Annotated in this window: 16 protein-coding genes and 1 riboswitch; of the genes, 12 read left to right on the forward strand and 4 right to left on the reverse strand. The window is 44.3% G+C overall.

All coding sequences use genetic code 11. The features are described 5' to 3' along the window. Positions 1 to 52: 52 nt before the first annotated feature. Positions 53 to 2,701, reverse strand: a complete 2,649-nt coding sequence (mgtA, locus tag H509_RS0121145) for a magnesium-translocating P-type ATPase (protein WP_028546823.1) — start codon at positions 2,699 to 2,701, stop codon at positions 53 to 55. 353 nt (positions 2,702 to 3,054) lie between these two features. Continuing rightward, a riboswitch (M-box (ykoK) riboswitch) is annotated at positions 3,055 to 3,223 on the reverse strand. A gap of 181 nt (positions 3,224 to 3,404) precedes the next feature. Between mgtA and H509_RS0121160 the strand changes: the two genes are divergently transcribed. Beyond that, complete coding sequence (locus H509_RS0121160) at positions 3,405 to 4,460, forward strand: MerR family transcriptional regulator (protein WP_028546824.1); 1,056 nt, start codon at positions 3,405 to 3,407, stop codon at positions 4,458 to 4,460. 76 nt (positions 4,461 to 4,536) lie between these two features. Here H509_RS0121160 and sspI read toward each other — a convergent pair whose 3' ends face one another. Continuing rightward, entirely contained in the window at positions 4,537 to 4,755 is a 219-nt protein-coding gene (sspI, locus tag H509_RS0121165; RefSeq protein WP_028546825.1) for a small acid-soluble spore protein SspI, read from the reverse strand. A 154-nt stretch (positions 4,756 to 4,909) separates the two neighbouring features. On the opposite strand from sspI, the gene H509_RS0121170 reads away from it, so the two are divergent. From H509_RS0121170 to bshB2, 8 genes are all read left to right on the forward strand, one after another. Then, complete coding sequence (locus H509_RS0121170) at positions 4,910 to 5,578, forward strand: potassium channel family protein (RefSeq protein ID WP_028546826.1); 669 nt, start codon at positions 4,910 to 4,912, stop codon at positions 5,576 to 5,578. A gap of 8 nt (positions 5,579 to 5,586) precedes the next feature. Then, the gene (locus tag H509_RS0121175; protein WP_036698513.1) at positions 5,587 to 6,393 is read left to right on the forward strand and encodes a TrmH family RNA methyltransferase; all 807 of its coding nucleotides are present in this window, start codon (positions 5,587 to 5,589) and stop codon (positions 6,391 to 6,393) included. A 600-nt stretch (positions 6,394 to 6,993) separates the two neighbouring features. Then, on the forward strand, positions 6,994 to 7,563 hold the full coding sequence (locus H509_RS0121180; RefSeq protein ID WP_028546828.1) for an RNA polymerase sigma factor: 570 nt from the start codon (positions 6,994 to 6,996) through the stop codon (positions 7,561 to 7,563). Next, positions 7,556 to 9,037: a DUF4179 domain-containing protein gene (locus H509_RS0121185; protein WP_028546829.1), complete on the forward strand. Its 1,482-nt coding sequence runs from the start codon at positions 7,556 to 7,558 to the stop codon at positions 9,035 to 9,037. The genes H509_RS0121180 and H509_RS0121185 overlap by 8 nt, the downstream gene beginning before the upstream one ends. Before the next feature lie 398 nt (positions 9,038 to 9,435). Next, a complete protein-coding gene (locus tag H509_RS0121190; RefSeq protein WP_028546830.1) occupies positions 9,436 to 9,930 on the forward strand; it encodes a hypothetical protein in 495 nt (164 codons plus the stop codon). Positions 9,931 to 10,193: 263 nt separating this feature from the next. Continuing rightward, positions 10,194 to 12,257 carry a methyl-accepting chemotaxis protein gene (locus tag H509_RS0121195; protein ID WP_051287505.1) on the forward strand — a complete coding sequence of 688 codons (2,064 nt, stop codon included), beginning with the start codon at positions 10,194 to 10,196 and terminating at the stop codon, positions 12,255 to 12,257. 126 nt (positions 12,258 to 12,383) lie between these two features. Further along, positions 12,384 to 12,788, forward strand: a complete 405-nt coding sequence (locus tag H509_RS26220) for a YojF family protein (RefSeq protein WP_051287529.1) — start codon at positions 12,384 to 12,386, stop codon at positions 12,786 to 12,788. 111 nt (positions 12,789 to 12,899) lie between these two features. Then, positions 12,900 to 13,550 carry a bacillithiol biosynthesis deacetylase BshB2 gene (gene bshB2, locus H509_RS0121205; protein ID WP_028546832.1) on the forward strand — a complete coding sequence of 217 codons (651 nt, stop codon included), beginning with the start codon at positions 12,900 to 12,902 and terminating at the stop codon, positions 13,548 to 13,550. 184 nt (positions 13,551 to 13,734) lie between these two features. On the opposite strand, the gene H509_RS0121210 is transcribed toward bshB2, so the two are convergent. After that, positions 13,735 to 14,661, reverse strand: coding sequence for a DMT family transporter (locus H509_RS0121210; protein WP_036698619.1), 927 nt, complete (start codon positions 14,659 to 14,661; stop codon positions 13,735 to 13,737). Between the two features lie 258 nt (positions 14,662 to 14,919). On the opposite strand from H509_RS0121210, the gene yunB reads away from it, so the two are divergent. Next, entirely contained in the window at positions 14,920 to 15,996 is a 1,077-nt protein-coding gene (yunB, locus tag H509_RS27375) for a sporulation protein YunB (RefSeq protein ID WP_084159331.1), read from the forward strand. A 132-nt stretch (positions 15,997 to 16,128) separates the two neighbouring features. Here yunB and H509_RS0121220 read toward each other — a convergent pair whose 3' ends face one another. Further along, positions 16,129 to 17,247 (reverse strand): M23 family metallopeptidase, encoded by a 1,119-nt coding sequence (locus H509_RS0121220; RefSeq protein ID WP_169450981.1) that lies wholly within the window; start codon positions 17,245 to 17,247, stop codon positions 16,129 to 16,131. A gap of 130 nt (positions 17,248 to 17,377) precedes the next feature. Between H509_RS0121220 and lipA the strand changes: the two genes are divergently transcribed. Beyond that, entirely contained in the window at positions 17,378 to 18,307 is a 930-nt protein-coding gene (gene lipA, locus H509_RS0121225; RefSeq protein WP_281169765.1) for a lipoyl synthase, read from the forward strand. A gap of 91 nt (positions 18,308 to 18,398) precedes the next feature. Continuing rightward, entirely contained in the window at positions 18,399 to 19,205 is an 807-nt protein-coding gene (locus H509_RS26940; RefSeq protein WP_084159332.1) for a YutD family protein, read from the forward strand. The last annotated feature ends 75 nt before the right edge of the window (positions 19,206 to 19,280 follow it).

Genomic DNA, 19,280 nt, shown 5'->3' on the forward strand with positions numbered 1-19,280 from the left:
TAAAGCATATCAGATTCGTGCTGCTCTTATACCAACGAACGTAGATGTGGCATTATAACCACTCGTTAAATTTACGAATATACCAACGTTTAACCAATTGGGTTAACAGACAATAACCAAGTAAAATGCCGATTAGCCATGGGAAATAAGATAACGGCAGCGGCTGCAAACCGATTTCCTCACCGAGCAGTGTAAACGGAATACAGATGCCTGCAACCATGATGAGTCCAGTCAGCAGCAGAACGGGCCAACTGGCGCGGCTTTGGAAAAATGGTATTTTTTGAGTTCGTATCATATGCACGATTAACGTTTGTGAGAGCAGTCCTTCTATAAACCATCCCGATTGAAACAGTGACTGTTCTCCAATCGTATTGGCAGCAAATACGTAATACATAACAAAAAACGTCGTATAATCAAAGATCGAGCTAATGGGACCTATGCAAAGCATAAAACGACCGATTGATTTGGCATCCCATTTGCGAGGCTTAGATAAAAACTCTTTATCCATATTGTCCCACGGAATTGAAAGCTGGGAAATATCGTAGAACAGGTTCTGTATGAGCAGATGTATGGGCAGCATTGGCATGAACGGAAGGAAGGCGCTTGCACCAAGCACACTAAATACGTTTCCAAAATTAGAACTGGCTGTCATTTTAATGTATTTTATAATATTGCCAAACGTTTTTCTGCCCTCTATAACCCCTTCTTCTAGCACCATCAAACTTTTCTCCAGCAAAATAATGTCCGCCGATTCTTTGGCAATATCAACTGCCGTATCTACAGATATTCCGACATCTGCTTCTCGCAGCGACGCAGCATCGTTAATTCCGTCACCCATAAATCCAACGGTATGTCCCCTGCTCTGCAAAGTACGTACAATTCGTGCTTTTTGCAGTGGATTCAGCTTCGCAAATACGGAAGTTTGCTCTGCCAGATCAGCCAGATGATCATCCGACATCTCGTCGATTTCACTACCCAGCACGATACGATCAACAAACAGGCCTACATCTTGGCACACTTTGCGGGTTACGGCTTCATTGTCGCCTGTCAGCACTTTCACGGTTACACCATTCTCATGCAACGCTTGGATAGCCGGTGCTGCGCTTTCTTTGGCAGGGTCTAGGAAGCAGATGTAACCTATGAGCGTGAGGTTGCATTCATCGTGAACTGTATATTGATCTTTTGCTGCGTCTAGCTCTTTGGTTGCTACCGCCACAACACGCAGGCCATCGCTGTTTAACGACTGCACGATCTGCTGTATGCTTGCACTTATCTCACCTGTCATGGGCATAATCTGCCCTTGATCAGAGACATGGGAACAAATGCGGAGCAGCTCTTCCATTGCTCCTTTGCAAATGAGTAAATGACGGTTGTCCTTTTCTAAGATGACAGACATGCGGCGACGGTTAAAATCAAATGGGATTTCGTCTACTTTTTGGTACAAGCGTTCCGCGCCAAGCATATGTTGCAGTTCGGCGTGCTCAAGCACCGCAACGTCTAATAAATTTTTCAGACCCGTCTGGTGAAAGCTGTTTAAATAGGCGTGTTGTAGTACGTTTTCGTCCTCATGGCCATGAATGTCGAGATGCTGCTTCAACACAATTTTATCCTGAGTTAGCGTTCCCGTTTTATCTGTACATAAAATGTTCATGGCGCCAAAATTTTGAATGGCGTTTAGACGTTTCACGACCACTTTGTTGCGAGCCATTGTATTTGCTCCTTTTGCGAGATTAGAAGTTACAATGACGGGTAGCATTTCAGGTGTTAAGCCGACAGCAACGGATAAACCAAAGAAAAATGCGTCGAGCCAATCGCCTTTCGTGAACCCATTCAGGAAGAAGATGATGGGAACCATTATGAGCATAAAGCGGATCAACAAGAAGCTGACACTGTTCACGCCTTTATCAAAGCTAGTCATGGGACGTGAACCAACTAAGGTTTTGGCCATCGCGCCGAAATAAGTGCGGCAGCCGGTAGACACCACGATGCCTGTGGCTGAACCACTTATAATGTTGGTGCCCATATAACACATGTTAGGCAACTCAATGGCGTTATATCGCTGCTGGCGCTTGTGCGTGGAGAATTGGGCATGACGCGGCAGCGTATCTTGCTTCTCTACAGGCAGCGCTTCGCCAGTAAGCGATGACTCGCTGACGAACAGGTCCTTAGACGTCAGCAGTCTAATATCGGCGGGGACTAAGTCTCCGGCAGACAGATGAATAATATCTCCTGGAACGAGTGCCTCCATATCGATCTCGTAAGGTGCGGAATGTCTAATGACGGAGGCGGTTGACTTAACCATTTCTTTTAGTTTCTCTGCCGTGCGCTGAGAGCGGTATTCTTGTGTAAAGGAAATAAGAACGCTAATCGTTACCATCACGCTAATGATGATAGCCGCCTCGGTATCTTTGGTGACGATTGAAAATAAGTCTAGCCCGAGCAAAATCAAAATGAACGGATTTTTAAAGCAGGCAAGCAACTGCATATACCAAGCGGGAGTCTTGTCCTGAACAATACGATTGCTCCCGTATTGTGTTTGCCGAAGTGCAGCCTCCTCTTTGGGGAGCCCTTGCAGCGTTGTTCCGTATTCTTCGAGCACATCGTCTTCATGCCAGCATGAAATTTCAATTAAGCGGGTTGAGATTTGTTTAATTGTGTCTGTGTGATGTACCTGTTTCTTTTTGAATCTGCTTGTAAACATAGTGGTATTCCTCCTTCGAGTGGCAGCAATGCGAAGGAGATTCATAAAAAAACAGCCCTCCAATAGGAGAGCTGTTCGTTCAATTCTTGAAAGCTGATGGAACCGGTGACAGCTTTAAATACACCTGCTTATGTACAAGAGGTGGGAAAAGTTGACATATTCCTGTTCGCAGCTGCAAGAGTTGATTCTCTCCGCAATGCTTTTGCCAATTAAATGTGTAAAAAAGGTAACTAACATAAAAGGTCGCCAACTACTGCTGCCGTCCATCAGACTTTTCCCTCCTCTGACTTATAAAAATAGGCCCCCTAGGCATAGGGGGCCTTGTTGATTGCGCACGCGCAAATAAAATACCAACTAGAGCCCCCTGGTCGAGTTTTGGCACTATACAACGTAAAGACTGCTGTCTTAGCCACCTTATGAAAAGCCTTAATCCGGCAATTCCTGTTCTACCCGTGGGCATCTTTCGATATTTCTGGGCAGTGGCCTGTGTTTGTATAGGAGCCTCACCTAACGAGGTCATTTGACACCCCTAATAGTAGTCTGGACATTTGTCTTTGTCAACTGTTTTCAAACCGTTTAACATTGTAATTATTGGATATATGGTTACTTCTTTATGTTCCAGCACTTTACTTTAACGCTGCGTTAACGTTTACAATGAACGTATCACGTGAAAATGATTTGGGCGAATAGAGGTGACGTCACCATGAAAATACAGGAAGCTTCACGATTGTTGGGGATGACCCCACGATCGATTCGGTACTATGAAGAACGGGGACTGCTTGCTCCTTTAAAAAAAGAGGACAATGGGTATCGAGTGCTTACAAATGACGATATGGAACGATTGCGGATGATTGGCAGGCTGCGGGAGTTAGATCTGCCTATAGACGATATTCAACGCTGCTTAAACGATGCTATGGCGGGAGAATTGGCTAAGCTGCGTCCCTTTTTGTTACGTAAACGAAATGCGTTAGCAGAGGAATTTGTGCAAATGAGAACTTTGATGAAGCTGATGGATCATATGATCCATGCCACCGACGATATGGAAGGAGAAAAGGCGCTTATGGAATTGGAACAAATAACGGAACAAGCGAAGCGGGTAAGAGAGCTGCGGGGAAATTGGCAGGACCGATGGGATTTCGATAAGCAGGCACAAGGATATGACGCATCCGTAAATCGTATTCACGGGAGTTCCGATGTTCATGCCGATTATGAGAGCGTGTTACAGCGAACCAGTGGAATAATACAAGTAAAGCCAGGAGAACGCGGACTTGATTTGGGGATTGGAACAGGCAATCTGTCTGCTCGTTGCTGGGAGCAGGGCGCACTCATAACTGGGGTTGATCAGTCGGAGGAGATGTTAAAGCAATGCCGAGCCAAGTGGCCAGAGTTCAGGCTATACTTGGGAAATATGATGTCTTTGCCCTTGGCAGATGAGAAGTTTGATTTTATTATATCAACGTATGCACTGCACCACCTAACGGAAGAACAAAAGTGGATTGCGTTAGATGAGATGGATCGCGTGCTTGTATCAGGCGGTCGTATTGCGATTGGTGATCTGATGTTTGAGACGGAACAGCACCGCAATGAATATATGATCCGTTTAAAGAAAGCAGGAAAGTTTGAAGAAATTACGGGAATATTGGATGAGTATTATGCAGACCGTTCCCGACTGTTGGCTTGGTGGGAGCAGCACGGATATGAAGTTTATGCAGAGCAGCTTGGCCTGTTAGTTCATTTGGTATATGCGCGAAAAAAATAAAGTGGAACAATATATATGGCGGACGCGGTTATGCTTAGCATAGCCGCGTCTTTTGATTGACATTTTATCGAGGAAGCTAGTGGTTCTTTGTTAAATGTTGCTGAATAATCGTAATGTATTGCTGCTGCTGCTCAGGACTGCTTTCTTTCCATATTAGCTCAAACAGAACACCAAGACCAGGCAATGCACGCTCATCGCCGTCAACCGAGCCGACGATCATATCCTCTACATCTGCATCGGTTTTGTTTGAGATTTTCTGAATGATGGCCTGACGCAAGTTAATTAATACACTCATTCATATGCGCCTCCTTCTGTCATCGCTTTCATCCCTTAGCGTAACCATACGGCGGACGAACCATGCATGCGGAATATGGAGTGGGTTAGGACAAGCAGGGTGAGCTATGATATAATATTTCACAAAACGTGACGGAACACGGGAAGGTGAACCCATGGCAAATAAGAAGCAATATGCAATTATAGGTATGGGGCGATTCGGCTCCAGTATAGCACGCAGCTTAAGTAATCTCGGCTTTGAAGTGCTGGCGATTGACTCAAGTGAGCAGCGAATTCAAGAAATTGTGAATATGGTAACTCACGCTGTATCGGCGGATTCTACCGAGGAAGAGGCTTTAAAAGCGCTTGGCGTTCGGAACTTTGATGTCGTAGTTGTTGCCATTGGTCAAGATATTCAAGCGAGCATTTTAACTACCCTTATTTTAAAAGATTTAGGTGTGCCTATGATTGTAGCTAAGGCGCAAAATGAACTGCACGGCAAAGTGCTAAGCAAGATCGGTGCGGATAAAGTCGTATTCCCAGAACGCGATATGGGAACGCGTGTTGCACATAACCTCATTTCGCCTAATATATTGGATTACATTGAATTGTCTGATGATCATAGCATTGTGGAGGTTCGTGCTACGGGCAGTATGCTGGGGCAGAACTTGATTGAATTGGATATTCGCGCAAGGTTCGGCTGCAACGTAATGGCGATCAAAAACAATGGACATATTAACATTTCACCATTGGCGGATTACCGATTGCGTGAAGAGGATATATTGGTCATCGTTGGTCAGAACGACAATTTGAAAAAGCTGGAGTTGGCATATTCGGGAGCATGAGAAACAACATGAGCATAAATACAATTACATCTTTACACAATCCGCGTGTTAAGCAATGGTCGCAGCTTCAAGAGCGGAAGCATCGCAACCGTGAAGGGCGCTTTATTGCTGAAGGCGTGCATCTCGTGCAGGAAGCGCTGCGCTCTGAAAGTACAGTGGAATGTGTTGTTTACGATATGGACAAAGGTATTCCGAACGAGTTAAGAGTGGCTGCTGCGACTGAGGGAGAGGTCGAATGGATCGGTGTGACAGATGCGATTATTCGCAAATGTACGGACACGGAGACCCCACAGCCTTTATTTGCGGTTTTGAAGAAGCCTGCAACGGACTGGCGTTATTTGTTCGAAGACAAGCAGGCATTGGTTGTAGCTGTTGATGGTGTGCAGGACCCGGGAAATCTGGGCACAATTATACGTACAGCAGACGCAGTAGGCGCAACTGGTGTTGTTGTTGGCAAAGGGACGGTTGATTTATATAACAGCAAGACGGTTCGTTCTACAATGGGCTCTTTGTTCCATCTTCCTGTTGTTGAGGGAGATCTGGAGGAGCTTATTCCTGAGGCGAAGCGGCACCATGTGCGTGTAGTGAGCACTAGCTTGCAGGCGGAGGCCAATTGTTACGAGCACAGCTTCACGGGTCCGACTTGGTTAGTTGTCGGCAATGAGGGCAAAGGGGTATCTGCGCAAGTTCAGGCACTTGTCGATGACGCCGTCATTATCCCGATGCGCGGGCAGGCAGAATCGCTTAATGTGGCGATGGCAACTTCGGTGCTGTTGTATGAGGCAATGCGTCAGCGGTATTTTTGTAAACTATAATTGTTTGTAAATTATGACAGACAACGTTATAAGTCCTGATATTCAAGAAACCCTTGATATATTGGGACTTATTTATTTGATCGTGTTGGAGATCTGAATGTAAGATATCGGGTAAAGTATGAAACGTGATGAAGCACATCCATTTTATATATCTTATAAATCTAGTTACGAAGGTATGAAATTAGCCTTTAAAGGTGTGAGTAATACTAGTTTAAGCACGAATAGTCTGTGTTTCGCTAGTGGATACGAAAGTAGAGGAGCTTGCATGAAGCAGCTCCTTTTTCTTTTGTTAAAGTAAGGGGCAAATAGTTAAGTTTACATCTGAATCATGCAGGTTGAAAATTCCTTCAACTATACGGTTAGGTGTAAAGATGGTTTATCGCTACAGTTGAACAAAATAAACCGTTTTTTTCTTAATCGGTGCAGTGCTAACGAAGCTGACACCATTCGTAAAGGATATATGAGCAAGAGGAAAACGTATTGATAACCTCGCAAATAGCATATCACCCAAGTGCGGGAAAAGTTTTTTCCCCTTTTTATGAACCAAAATACGAGAACTGGTGAATAAGAAGTGAAAGGAAAAACGAGGAGGTCTTTTAAGTGAAAGGAAGTCATCATTTTCCAATTCCTAAGGAGGTAGGTCCGATTGATTTTGAAACACTTGTTCAACCTCACTTAACTAGTGCATTTCGAGTCGCTTTTTTGATCGTCCATGATTACCATCTGGCGCAGGATGCTGTTCAAGAAGCACTATGGGAAGCCTATCAATCACTTTATCGATTTGATAAACAAAAAGGTTCATCGTTTCGAGCTTGGTTTATCAAAATCGTGACACATCGTGCACTTAATATGGTGCGTAGAAAGAAAAAGACAGAACCATATATGGACTCGATTGACCCTGGGCAAAACCCATTGGAGAGTATTCTTCAAAAGGAGAAAGAGCAACAGATTTGGCGAGCAATTCAGATGATGACACCGAAGCATCGTTCTGCAGTTATTCTTTACTATTATGAGGAGTTTAGTATAGCTGAAATTGCAAAAATCCTTGGTGTATTTGAGGGAACAGTAAAATCAAGGCTGCATAAGGCCAGAAAGTTAATTGCTGAAAAAATGCAAGGTAAGAAGGAAACACAAATATTTACCGAGTTAGGAGTGAACATGCATGACTAATCTTGACAATCAGATTACACAAACTCTAAAAAAGGTAGCCGGAGAATTGGATCAACCTAATTTTGTGATGCCTGACCAAGTTGTAGCCTATAAAAGAAAAAGGTCGCGTTTACTAAGCACTTTATTACTTCCTGTCTCAATTAGCTGTGCTTTGCTGTTAACGATATCGGTGAGTCCTACCTTTGCGGCCTATGTGAAATCGTTATTTGATGGTTCTGATCAAGAACTGCAACATGCAGCACAGGAGGGGTATTCACAGAAGGTAAATGCCTCTGTTACTGACCGAGGCTATACTCTTGAAATAGAGGAGATATTGGCTGATCCGATGAGAATTGTGGCCGTTTATTCGATCAAGGATCAGCAAAAGAACTTTATTCATCCGGATAAACTGTACATAAGCAACGTAGAGGTAACAGATTTGCAAGGGAATGTAATTAAAGAAACTAAATCGTATGGGATAGAAATCCAAGAAAATTACGGATATATTACTCTAAAAAAACCGGGGGAAACGGACCAACAGAAGCTTTTATTACAGTTCGAGGGGAAACAGATCGACTCTGTTGAGGGAAATTGGGCCTTAAAAATTCCTTTTGATTTAGAAAAAACAACTAAGGCTTCAAAGGTGCTGTCAATCGATAAAACGTATACTACACCACAGGGACTGCAAATCAATCTAAACAGTATTATGCATTCACCGACTGCTGCTCGTGTGGATTATGAAACGAAATGGACGGAAGAGGCAAAGAAAAGATTAGTGCAGGAAAGTAAACAAGTGAAAGGAAAAGTAGATTCAGCTGATCCTTATGTTCGCTATGATGATTTTAAACTGAATTTTCATGTTGAAAATGAACAAGGAGAGATAGTAAAAGATTTAACTAGAGCGCTTGATACTCCACGTAAGGTCGTGGGCGAATACGGCCATTCTAATCGGAAGTATGGATTTGCTCCACTGTCTCCTGATCATCAATATACGTTAGTATTGGATTCTTTAGTAAAAACAGAACCGTATGAGCTAGGCGTCTCATTTGAGCCGAAACAGCTTGCCGAAAAACCTGTAAGAGTAGATAAGGATGGCAAAACGATTGAGATCAAGTCAGTAACCTTTGAAGAACCATTAAATGAAGCATCTCCAAACAATGAGAAGCACGCTACTATTTTACTTGAGGCTTATTTAAAGGATATATCATACATTAATATAGCAGATACAATTTTATTGGATGATGACACAGATAAAATCGTAAATCGCTTTGGTTGGACTATAAAGGATGAAAAGGGTAAAATATACAATGTAACAGGTGGAGATTTTAAAACGATAGGGAAGGATGAACAAGGAAGAAACCATGTTCGAATAAAATTACAAAGTTATGAAATGAGAGAACTACCTCAAAAGATCAGTCTTACTTCAGAACTGGCCAAAAAGAGTTATGACCTGGATTGGAAAGTACCATTGCCAATGCCAAAAGAAGACAAGTAAGAACGGGATACGTTAGTTCAAATAGATTGAGGCAGTCTAGGATTTAATTTTTCGGTCCAAGACTGTCTCTGTTGTCATACTTTCCATTAGTGTAAGTTATAAACTGTCTCAAGCAGACATTGTATGTTTTTTAAGTTTTCCGTGGACAAATACCCATTATGACGTATTATTGGTACGAATGTAGGAGGGAATACATGACTATGACCATTCAAAGGACAGCGTATAAATGTCCTCATCCCCTTCGTTGCCGAGATTGGAAAATGTCCATTTGCGCTTACGATACACCTTTTAATTGGCAACTGACCTTTATTAATTCTAGTATTTAATGCAATAATTTTGTGTATCTAAAACTAAATGCTTCTCTCATGCATCTATTTAATTAGTTAAAGAGGGGAGAATTGGGGAAATTGGAATCGAAGTATGGAGTCAAGACGGTAATCTGCATTCTATCTGGCATTTTAATAATGACAGGTTGTTTATTTATATGGCCAATCTATCAGCACAGCGGAAATTTGTCTGCACTAAGCGATACTAGAACCGAAAAAAGCGTTCATATTGGTTTACATGTTGCAATGGAACCACAATTATATGAATTACAGCTAGACACAATAAAGGCAGGCTTACAAGAGGGCACACTCCTTCGAATCAAGGACCAGAAGGAATCCCCATTATTGCTTGAAACAAATGCTTCATATGAATTGCATAAGGAAGAGGGCCACTGGAGAATTGTTTTTCAAACATCTGGCAAACAGCAGTTTACGTTATATTGTACGTTGCCAGTCCGAATAGAGGGAGAAGGAGTTACGGTAATCCAGCAGGAGGGAGCACACGTCGTTACTGTCACACGTGTGGGCAGTTATAGTCCCATCGACTTGTACTGGTCCTCCTCATAGATAGCTGCGGCCTCCAGTATTTTAGAAAGAAAACGATGCACTCAGCTTTGTGATTTCATTAAACTAGACATCATTCAGATCATATACGCAACGATTGACCGGATATGTTCGCAGTAATACTATGCGAATTACGGTCTTTTTTGCATTTGGAAAGAAGTAGTTCATTAATACTTATAACGAAAGTCCTAGATTGTTCCGATATATGAACTGAAGAATGTTTGAACAGCATTCGTTCAACAAGATTACTGGGGGGTTACACCACGATGCAATTAAAAGTAAAAAACCCATTAAAGTTTTATTCACAATTGTCTTTGCGAATAAAATTGCCTGTACTTATTAGTGCGTTAGTTGTATGTACGTTGGTCAGTGCAAGTATATTTATGTATTCGTTCGGATCAAGCTTACTCTTGGACAAGAGTAAGGATGAAATGCAGGCTAATGCTGATCGGATAGGAGAAAACCTGCTATCTATGGTTCAAATGGAGCAGCAGACAACCTATTTGGTTGCAGTACATAATACGTTTAAAGAACTGCTAGAGCTTCGCAACAACAACAGCATGACCGACAAACAGTTTTTCTCACCTCAAAATGAACTTTATACTAAAGCTAATGACATATTAGCAAAAAGTTTGTTAGGCGCTCCAGAGAAACAATCGTTGACTCTCATTGATACGAACGGGGTTATCGTAGCAAGCAGTAACTTGGAATCAGTCAAAGATAATCGTGGAGATAGAGATTATTTTAGACAAGCCATTAAGGGAGAATTCTTTGTCAGTGATGTGCTAGTATCTAAAAGCACCAATTCATTAATAGTGGTGACCGCTGAACCCGTGAAAGATGACGCTGGCAACGTGCTTGGGGTATATATTAGCACGATTGACACAGCGGCTGTAGTTGAGATGCTACAGGATATCCGGATCAATGATGAAGGTTTAATTTACATTGCCAGTCGCACAGGAACGCTTGTATACCATTCAAAAGACCCGGCGAAAGTGGGCAAAATGTTAGATGAAGATTACTTAAATGAGCTTATGCTAGAGCATACAGAGGGTAAAATATTACGCGGTGATATTGATCACCCAGACAAATATATCCGTTATTCCAAAATTCCGATTGCTGATTGGACGGTAGTCGTGGAGGATAGCTATCAAGATATTAAGAAGCCTCTGGACTTGCTTATGGGCAACATTATGGTCATTACGTTAATTGCAATCGTTATTGCTGTCGTAGCTGGTATAGTATTGTCGAGAGCGATAACATCACCTATCGTCAGATTGATGAATTTGTTTAAGCAAATGTCGTCGGGCGACCTGACCGTAAGTGCAGATGGAAAGTATAACAGCGAGTTTAAGGAACTAGCAAACAGCTTTAATGTGATGGCTTATCAAAATAAGAAGCTGATTTATAACATGAACAAATCGATCGAAGTGTTAAATAACAGTACAAATGAATTGGATCAATCGTCAAAAACTGCTGCACGCTCCATGCAAGAGACTTCGGTGACGACGATGGAAATTGCGAAGGCGATGGAATCCCAATCTAATGATACGGAACACATCGTAACCAAGTTTGTCGGTTTAGGAGACAAAATTGGTTATATTAATACTCGATCACAGTCGATTAAAGAACGTGCGGAAGCCATTATTGAAATATTTAACGTGAACAACGAAATCATTCATGAATTGATCCAAATTAACACTCGTAATGAGCAAGAAGTGAAGAAAATTTCACTGACGACTCAAATGCTAGCCGAAAGCTCCAATCATATCCGAGCAATTACAGGAGCGATTTCTAATATTGCAAGCCAAACTAATTTGCTCGCATTAAATGCTTCTATTGAAGCAGCACGAGCTGGCGAGCACGGTCGCGGCTTTAGTGTGGTTGCGGGCGAGATCCGTAAGTTGGCAGAGCAGAGCTCAAGGCAATCCAATGAAATTAACGCCATTATTGAACAGACGCTAGTGCAAGTAGAAGAGAACAATCAAAGTGTGAGTGATATCCAGCAGATTGCCTTGATTCAGGATGAATACGTAGGCAAGACGCAGCAATCGTTTAAAGACATTTTGGAATACGTAGTCGGCATTACGGATCAAATTAAATCAATGGCGTTGGAAGTAGCGAGTATGGAAAAGGATAAGGACGAGGTGCTTGATTCTGCACAAAGCTTGTCCGCATCGGGAGAAGAAGTGTCTGCCTCGGTAGAGGAAGTAACGGCTACTGTGCAAGATCAATCAGCGATGGTACAGCAATTGGCGGGCATGATTGAAACCATCGATAACCTGACACAAGAATTGGCTAGTACCGCTGCTCGATTTAAAGTGGAGTAAGCATTCAAAGAGTACTTTTCATTTGCAGCTAATTCCTATAAGATAAATAAAGAACACGTATAGCTATGAACAGCCCCTTTTGCTTATGAGCAAGGGGGCTGAATTTGTTTGTCGGAGGTAGTCAGCGTGAAATCAATCCATACAGAAGATGTACAACGTCGTCTTGATGCATATAAAGGACAACCTATTTATCTCCATCTGGAAATGACAACGGGAGCTTATGCCTCTCATCAAGATAGCACGAAGCTTACAGCTTCTACGTTTATAAGTAACGCGATTATAAGGTATTCTCATGGCCTAATTACGGGACATGGCCCTTATCGAGTGGGCTTAAAAACAGGGCAAGGCTGGGTATACTCGGAAGGTTTGACGCACTGGGATGATAGCGATAACGAGCGATTGATAATGGCCGGGCACGATCAAGAAGGCAAGCTTGTGGTCGGATTGCAGTTAAGCTCAAAGCCATTTGGAACCGTAAATGAATGTGAGGACATCACAGAAGTAACGGGAAATAAAGAAATAAAAAAATAAAGAAATACAGTAGAACTACAGAACGATCGAAATGAGTCCACAATTGACATAGGCGGCGAGCTGCCAATGATAGCGGAATGAATATCTAAAATGGAATGAAGGAGTGTTCACATGGAGCGATACGAACACATTTTAGTTGTGCTCCCACATCCTGACGATGAGGGGATTATAGCGGGAACTTTGGCTGCTTATATCGCACAAGGGGCCCGTATAACCTATGTTTGTCTTACTTTAGGGGAAATGGGGCGCAACATGGGCACCCCTCCTTTTGCCAACCGAGTGTCCCTTCCATCTATTCGCAAGCAAGAACTGATAGATGCCTGCCAAAACATTGGCATACAAGATTTGCGCATGTGGGGACTACATGACAAAACGGTTGAATTCGAAGATCAGGAGCGGCTCGATGAACGTCTTCTAGCCACAATTTCGGAGTTGAAGCCGGAGTTGATCATGACGTTTTACCCGGGGTATAGCGTGCATCCCGATCACGATGCAACAGGTGCGGCTGTTATTCGAACCGTGGCGCGGATAGCAGCAGACACTCGGCCTATTGTACAGTGCATCGCGTTGTCAAAAGGCTGTAAAGAGATGATTGGTCCACCAGATATTACACATGATGTCAGCCGTTATATGCCGCAGAAGCAGGCTGCGATCCGAGCCCATCGCTCGCAATTTCATCATTTGGTAGGCGATTCCTTTGATAAGCCGGATAAATTGGCCAGATTTACGAAGGAGCGGCTGTGGACATACAAGCTGAGCTGAGCAAGATTGCTGATGACACAATGGAATTGAAATGATGGTTAGAAGTTTACCGTGAAGCGCGATCGCTTTCCAGTACTTGACGGGAGAGCGATCGCTGTTTTATGAAGGGGGCGTTCATCATTCATTGTTTCATCATTTCATCGAGATCATCGCACGGATACGCCCCAAATTTCAATTATGCTCCTTACATGGATGCTCTGTGCTGGGAAGCAGGGAGCTTTGTTTTGCTGCCAAGCAAATTAGTACCTAATACACCTGCCAAGATCATAATTGCTCCAATTATATGATAGTAAAATAACGGTTCTCCTAAGAAAATAACGCCAGCTAATATCGTCACTAACGTACCCAGATTACCAAATACACTCATCTTGGAAGCTTCCATTTTGGAAAGAGCATAATTGGTTGTCACTGCTGTGACGAGAGAAGACAAAATACCCAGATAAGCGATGGACAGTAAAAAGGTTGGGTTAGCCAGTGGTTCGACAAATTGATGCCATGTCCCGTTGATCGCGTGGTTGCCTAGTGCAGCAGCGTTAAAGCTGACAAAACCGATCGCTAGCATAATAAAAGTAATGTCCATCGGTTTGTATTTCTTCGCAAGCGGCCTCGCCATGACGCTGTACCCTGCCATACATAAGGTAGATAATAGGAGCAGCAACAGCCCAGACAAATGAGTGAGGTCAATGGATGCCCCCTGCATAACAAATATAAAGATTACTCCGGCTACCGAAACGGAGACGGATAATTTTTGCCACGCATTTGTTCGTTCCTTCAGAAACAGAGAAGCCAGAAATAACGTAAAAATCGGCACGGCGGCCATTAATATGCCCCCTTCTGATGAGGAGGCGTGTAACAATCCAAAGCTTTGAAAGCCGAAAAACAAAGCGGGATATAACAATCCGAGCGGTAAAATGGCTAAAATATCACGCATCCGGATATTGACCGTTATAACGCGGCACACGAGGAGTAGAATGGCTGCTGCAAAAGATAACGTAAATCGGTGGGCAAGTGTATCAAGTGGGCTTGCAAATTCTAGCGCTACCTTTACGAACATAAAAGACAGTCCAATAATAAGAGCGTTAAGTACAGCCGCAGCGTAGGCTTTCCCCATATGTGTGTTAGATTTCAATTCGCTCACTCCTTGAAGTTAAGTAGTTCATTTCGTATCAGGGCAGCTACGATTACGATATAGATTTTACTCTACATGGGTTCGTTCGATGCCGCAATCGCTTCCTATGCAAACTGTACCGGTACAGTTAGTATTTAACTTTCAACCCTCCTATGAAATGAATGGTACAACCTATACATGCATACATATTAAACGTACAGGCCATGCATGACCGAACGGACGGGGAGGGGAGGAATGCTCATGCGATGGGGACAAAGTTCCGGCTTACGCCGTTTGCTGCAAGGGCTGTCATGGACGCGGCGGCCACGTAAGTGGGGACGAACGAGCGGCTGGTTAAATGGTGCCGTAAGGACGCAGCCACGTGCCAAGCGTGTGCGTTGGCACTCGCAATCGTTTAGCCGTGCCACCGCGCATGAAGCGGCAGATCCGCCGCAAGGAGAGCGCTTGGCACGTCATGGAGGTGGCGGTTGGAAATCTCATCCGCCGAAGCCGAAGCGCCGTAGAAGAATATGGTTCATAGCAGTGCTCCTTTTGATCGTGCTTACTGTGCAACTATTTGTATACGTAGACCGTCACCTTCGCCCTCCGCTTATGCATCTGGCCAAAATCAGAGTCAAACAGATGGCGACACAAGCGATCAATAAAGCGATTTCCGATCAGGTAACGCAAGGGCGTCAGCTGGATAAGCTTGTAGAGTGGAAGACCGATAATCGCGGCAAAGTCACTAGCTTTATTTTAAATTATAATGAACATATGCGTATTACCTCGGAGACTGTTAGCATCGTACAAAACGCACTGCATGAGGTAGAGGAATTTCGTGATCATATTCCGTTGGGTCAAGCGCTTGGAAGTACACTTATTGCCTCCTTTGGCCCACGCATACCGATAAAAATGGAGCCGCAAGGTGCCGTGAAGGTTGAACTGAATACAAGGCCAATGAATGTAGGTATCAATATGGTGCTTGTAGAGGTGTTTATTAAGGTAGTGGAGGAAGTGGCAATCGTTATTCCGTTTGACTCAGAGCCTGAGGTAGTAGAAACGGAAATTCCGATCTCATATTTACTCGTCGTCGGTGATGTTCCGATGTATTATTATGATGGCAAAGGTCAGCCTGTTGGACAAAATAAGGATCAGGCGCCGTCGCTCGCACTACCGCCTGTAAACCCGGATTCAGGCGCGGCTAATGGGACACAGAGCCAAAGTTCCGGGCAAGGTATCAGCTTACAGCCGAACCACCCTCAGCCGGTTAATAAGCAGGATCAAGTTACGGATGGAACCATCTCGTCAGGGAATGATGCAGGTAATGCGAACCATTAGGTAAACCATTAGCCTATAGGATGAAAGGCTAGCTGACGGTCCAGAAGATGGGCTTGGCAGCTAGCCTTTTTGATTACGTATTGATTGTGTGCTGTGATACAAGCGATAAAGAGCGTACGTTTAAACGTTCAATTAGGACGATTTCCCTTTTGCAGCTTGCTTGCGGGCCGCGCGCTCCTTACGTTTGTCATCTTGCTCCCATTTTTTCAAGGAAGGGTAAGGATCAAAAGCATACTCAATCAACCCACGGTCGCGATAAATCCCGAAATGCAGATGAGGAGGAAACTTGCCTGAGGTGCCAGGTTTCCCATAGCCGGAACTTCCCACCCATCCGATGATTTGCCCTGGACTTACAATGTCGTTTTGCTTGATTTGTTTGTCATACCCTGACAAATGGGCGTAATAGTGATAAAGATTGTTAATATCACGAATGCCAATCCGCCACCCACCTAAACGATTCCAACCCTTTACTTCAACGATGCCAAAGCAGGTGCTGCGTACAGGAACGCCGTGGCTAGCGAAGATGTCTGTTCCTTCGTGAATACGGAATCCTCCATAATGGCGCCCCATCCCCCATGTACTCCGGTAAGCATATGTAGCACTTACAGGTAAGGGAAAGGCACGTTCATTAATTTGAATGCGGTCAAAGTGCTCGTACAGGCGCGCAAATTGAATAATACGTTGAACAGCCCGACTGTTCTCGTAATAATTCCAAAGTCCGATAGCAAAGTCATCATTATGCGGTCCAAACGAACCAATATAAGATGCAACACTATACAACAGGTCAGTTTCGTCGTTTAAGTTTGCACGGTCATCTCCTGAACCATCTTTACCGATTCCTTTAAATAACTGGATGGATTTAGGGTTGTCATCATTCAGATCAGGGTTTAACATGCCGACCCACTTAGGCGGTTCAACGACAACACCAATGACAGGATTGCTTGCTGTTTTTCTTTTTTTGGGATTAGCAATCGTCATCGTACGCTCGTATTGATCAATGGCAGCTAGACGGTACCATGGTATTCCTGTAACTGTGCTTAGCTTGTCATAAATGTGCCGTCTTGCCTGATATGGATTAGCCGATACTTCACTTGAATGCGGGCCTTGCTCCTGAACGCCTGCTCCGTGCAAATTCCTTTTGCTTTCTTGCTTTGTAAGTTCATTTGAGCTTGCAGGGTCGCTCGCTGCCGACACTAAAGAAGCACCCCATACGAGAAAGCAGACGGTTAAAAGGACAATAAAACGATTCAAGATCTGTACCTCCCTTCCCGAAAATATGTGCTCATATCGTTAGGATGTGCGGTTATTTCATTCTTATCCCAACAGGAACAGTTTGTACAAGAGAGGTATGGATTTTTAACCATTCATGATATAATACTGAATTAGGTCAAGGTTAAGCGAACAGAGAAAGAAGGTAGACTTCATGAAGAAACAAGGGGAGAAAAAACCCGACTGGATACGCATCAAACTGACCACTGGCGAGAACTACACAGAAATTAAAGATATGATGCGCTCTAAGACATTACACACGGTCTGCGAAGAAGCGCGCTGTCCGAACATATACGAATGCTGGGCGAATCGCACGGCGACGTTCATGATTCTCGGGGACATTTGTACTCGCGCTTGTCGTTTTTGCGCCGTGAATACAGGCATGCCAACTGAATTGGATCTCCAAGAACCTGAACGCGTTGCTGATGCTGCTGAGAAGATGGGCTTGAAGCATGCGGTTATTACTTCGGTAGCCCGTGATGATTTGGCGGATGGCGGCGCATCAATATTTGCGGCAACCGTGAAGGCCGTTCGCAAGCGTTTGCCTTTCTGCTCAGTGGAGGTTCTAATTCCTGACTTTATGGGGAATCGAGACGCTTTGCAAGTTGTGATGGACGCAAAGCCTGATATTTTGAATCACAATGTCGAGACGGTAGAACGGATGTCGGATCGGGTTCGGGCTAAAGCAAAGTATGGTCGTACACTGGAACTGCTCCAACGTGCGAAAGAAATGCAGCCGAAGATCCCGACCAAGTCGAGCATTATGCTTGGTGTAGGCGAAGAGTGGGACGAGATCTTAAAGACGATGGATGACTTACGTGCACATGATGTTGATATTTTGACGCTCGGCCAATATTTACAGCCGACACCTAAGCATCTAGTTGTTGAGAAATACTACACACCAGAACAATTCGCCCAATTAAAAGAAGAAGGGCTCAAGCGCGGATTCAGCCACGTTGAATCGGGACCGCTTGTCCGCAGCTCTTATCATGCGCATGAGCAGGTCAAGTCCGCAAATGATAAGTTGGCTGCAAGAGCGTAACGAGCAGTCGATTGTGCAGCAGGAGTGAAGGGACGCGCTTCGCCGTTGTTCACCTAAAGGTGGAATGAACGGGGAAGGAGGAATAGCGGCAGTGATTCATATCAGTGGGAAGACTTACGAGCTTGTCCATGAACATCGGACGGCATGGAATCCGGAAATGTTCCGGGATCGTTACAGTGAAGTGCTGGAACGTTATGATTATATTCTGGGTGATTGGGGATACAATCAGCTTCGCCTAAAGGGATTTTTTAAAGAGGGACATCCAAAGGCAACAAAGGAATCGTCTGTATCTAGTATGATGGATTACATTAACGAATATTGTAACTTTGGATGTGCTTATTTCATCCTGGAGAAGACAGCACATAAAGAAGGTTCAGCCATTCCACCTCAGGAATGGGAATCTGAGGCAGAACTTGAAGGGGCGGCAGCGGCCGAGGATAATGGAGCTCCTGTACAGCAGCGTCAGGGTATTACTTTGCAGCAGCGACAACCGGCTCAAGGGGCCGGATCGACATCTCCTGAGGATGAGCGCGAAGAGGGGCGTTCAGAGCGCCCAACACGTCCAGAGCGGTCAGAACGCCACGGTCAAGGCCAAGCTCGCCAAGGGCGTCCAGATCGTCAAGGACGTCCCGGCCAGCAGCGTCCAGAGCGACCGCAGCGTCCTGAACGGCCGGATCGTCAGGCACGCGGTGAACGTCCTGAGCGAGCCGAACGTCCAGAGACGGCGGATCGTCAGAAACCGTTTCGTCAGCGCAACAAGCCGAAGCCGAATAAGTTTAATTCGGGGACTCCGTCTGATGCGGGCCAACAGTCCAATTCGACTTCAAGCAAGCAAGCAAATGCTCAACTTGCACGATCTGCTGATACAACGCGACCCGTTGAGGAAGTACGGACATAATTACGCTTTCCATACAACAACAGCCCTGTTCACGCCTAGTGGCGCGATGCAGGGCTGTTGTTGTATGGATGCGTA

This window comes from Paenibacillus taiwanensis DSM 18679 (assembly GCF_000425125.1).
GTDB lineage: Bacteria > Bacillota > Bacilli > Paenibacillales > Paenibacillaceae > Paenibacillus_B > Paenibacillus_B taiwanensis.

Bases quoted from the DNA above. Each gene is read 5' to 3' on its own strand.
- H509_RS0121175 (WP_036698513.1), top strand. From the start codon at position 5,587: ATGAGCATAAATACAATTACATCTTTACACAATCCGCGTGTTAAGCAA.
- H509_RS0121195 (WP_051287505.1), top strand. From the start codon at position 10,194: ATGCAATTAAAAGTAAAAAACCCATTAAAGTTTTATTCACAATTGTCT.
- bshB2 (WP_028546832.1), top strand. From the start codon at position 12,900: ATGGAGCGATACGAACACATTTTAGTTGTGCTCCCACATCCTGACGAT.
- H509_RS0121210 (WP_036698619.1), bottom strand. From the start codon at position 14,661: ATGGGGAAAGCCTACGCTGCGGCTGTACTTAACGCTCTTATTATTGGA.
- H509_RS0121185 (WP_028546829.1), top strand. From the start codon at position 7,556: ATGACTAATCTTGACAATCAGATTACACAAACTCTAAAAAAGGTAGCC.
- H509_RS0121170 (WP_028546826.1), top strand. From the start codon at position 4,910: ATGGCAAATAAGAAGCAATATGCAATTATAGGTATGGGGCGATTCGGC.
- sspI (WP_028546825.1), bottom strand. From the start codon at position 4,755: ATGAGTGTATTAATTAACTTGCGTCAGGCCATCATTCAGAAAATCTCA.
- H509_RS0121160 (WP_028546824.1), top strand. From the start codon at position 3,405: ATGAAAATACAGGAAGCTTCACGATTGTTGGGGATGACCCCACGATCG.
- mgtA (WP_028546823.1), bottom strand. From the start codon at position 2,701: ATGTTTACAAGCAGATTCAAAAAGAAACAGGTACATCACACAGACACA.
- yunB (WP_084159331.1), top strand. From the start codon at position 14,920: ATGCGATGGGGACAAAGTTCCGGCTTACGCCGTTTGCTGCAAGGGCTG.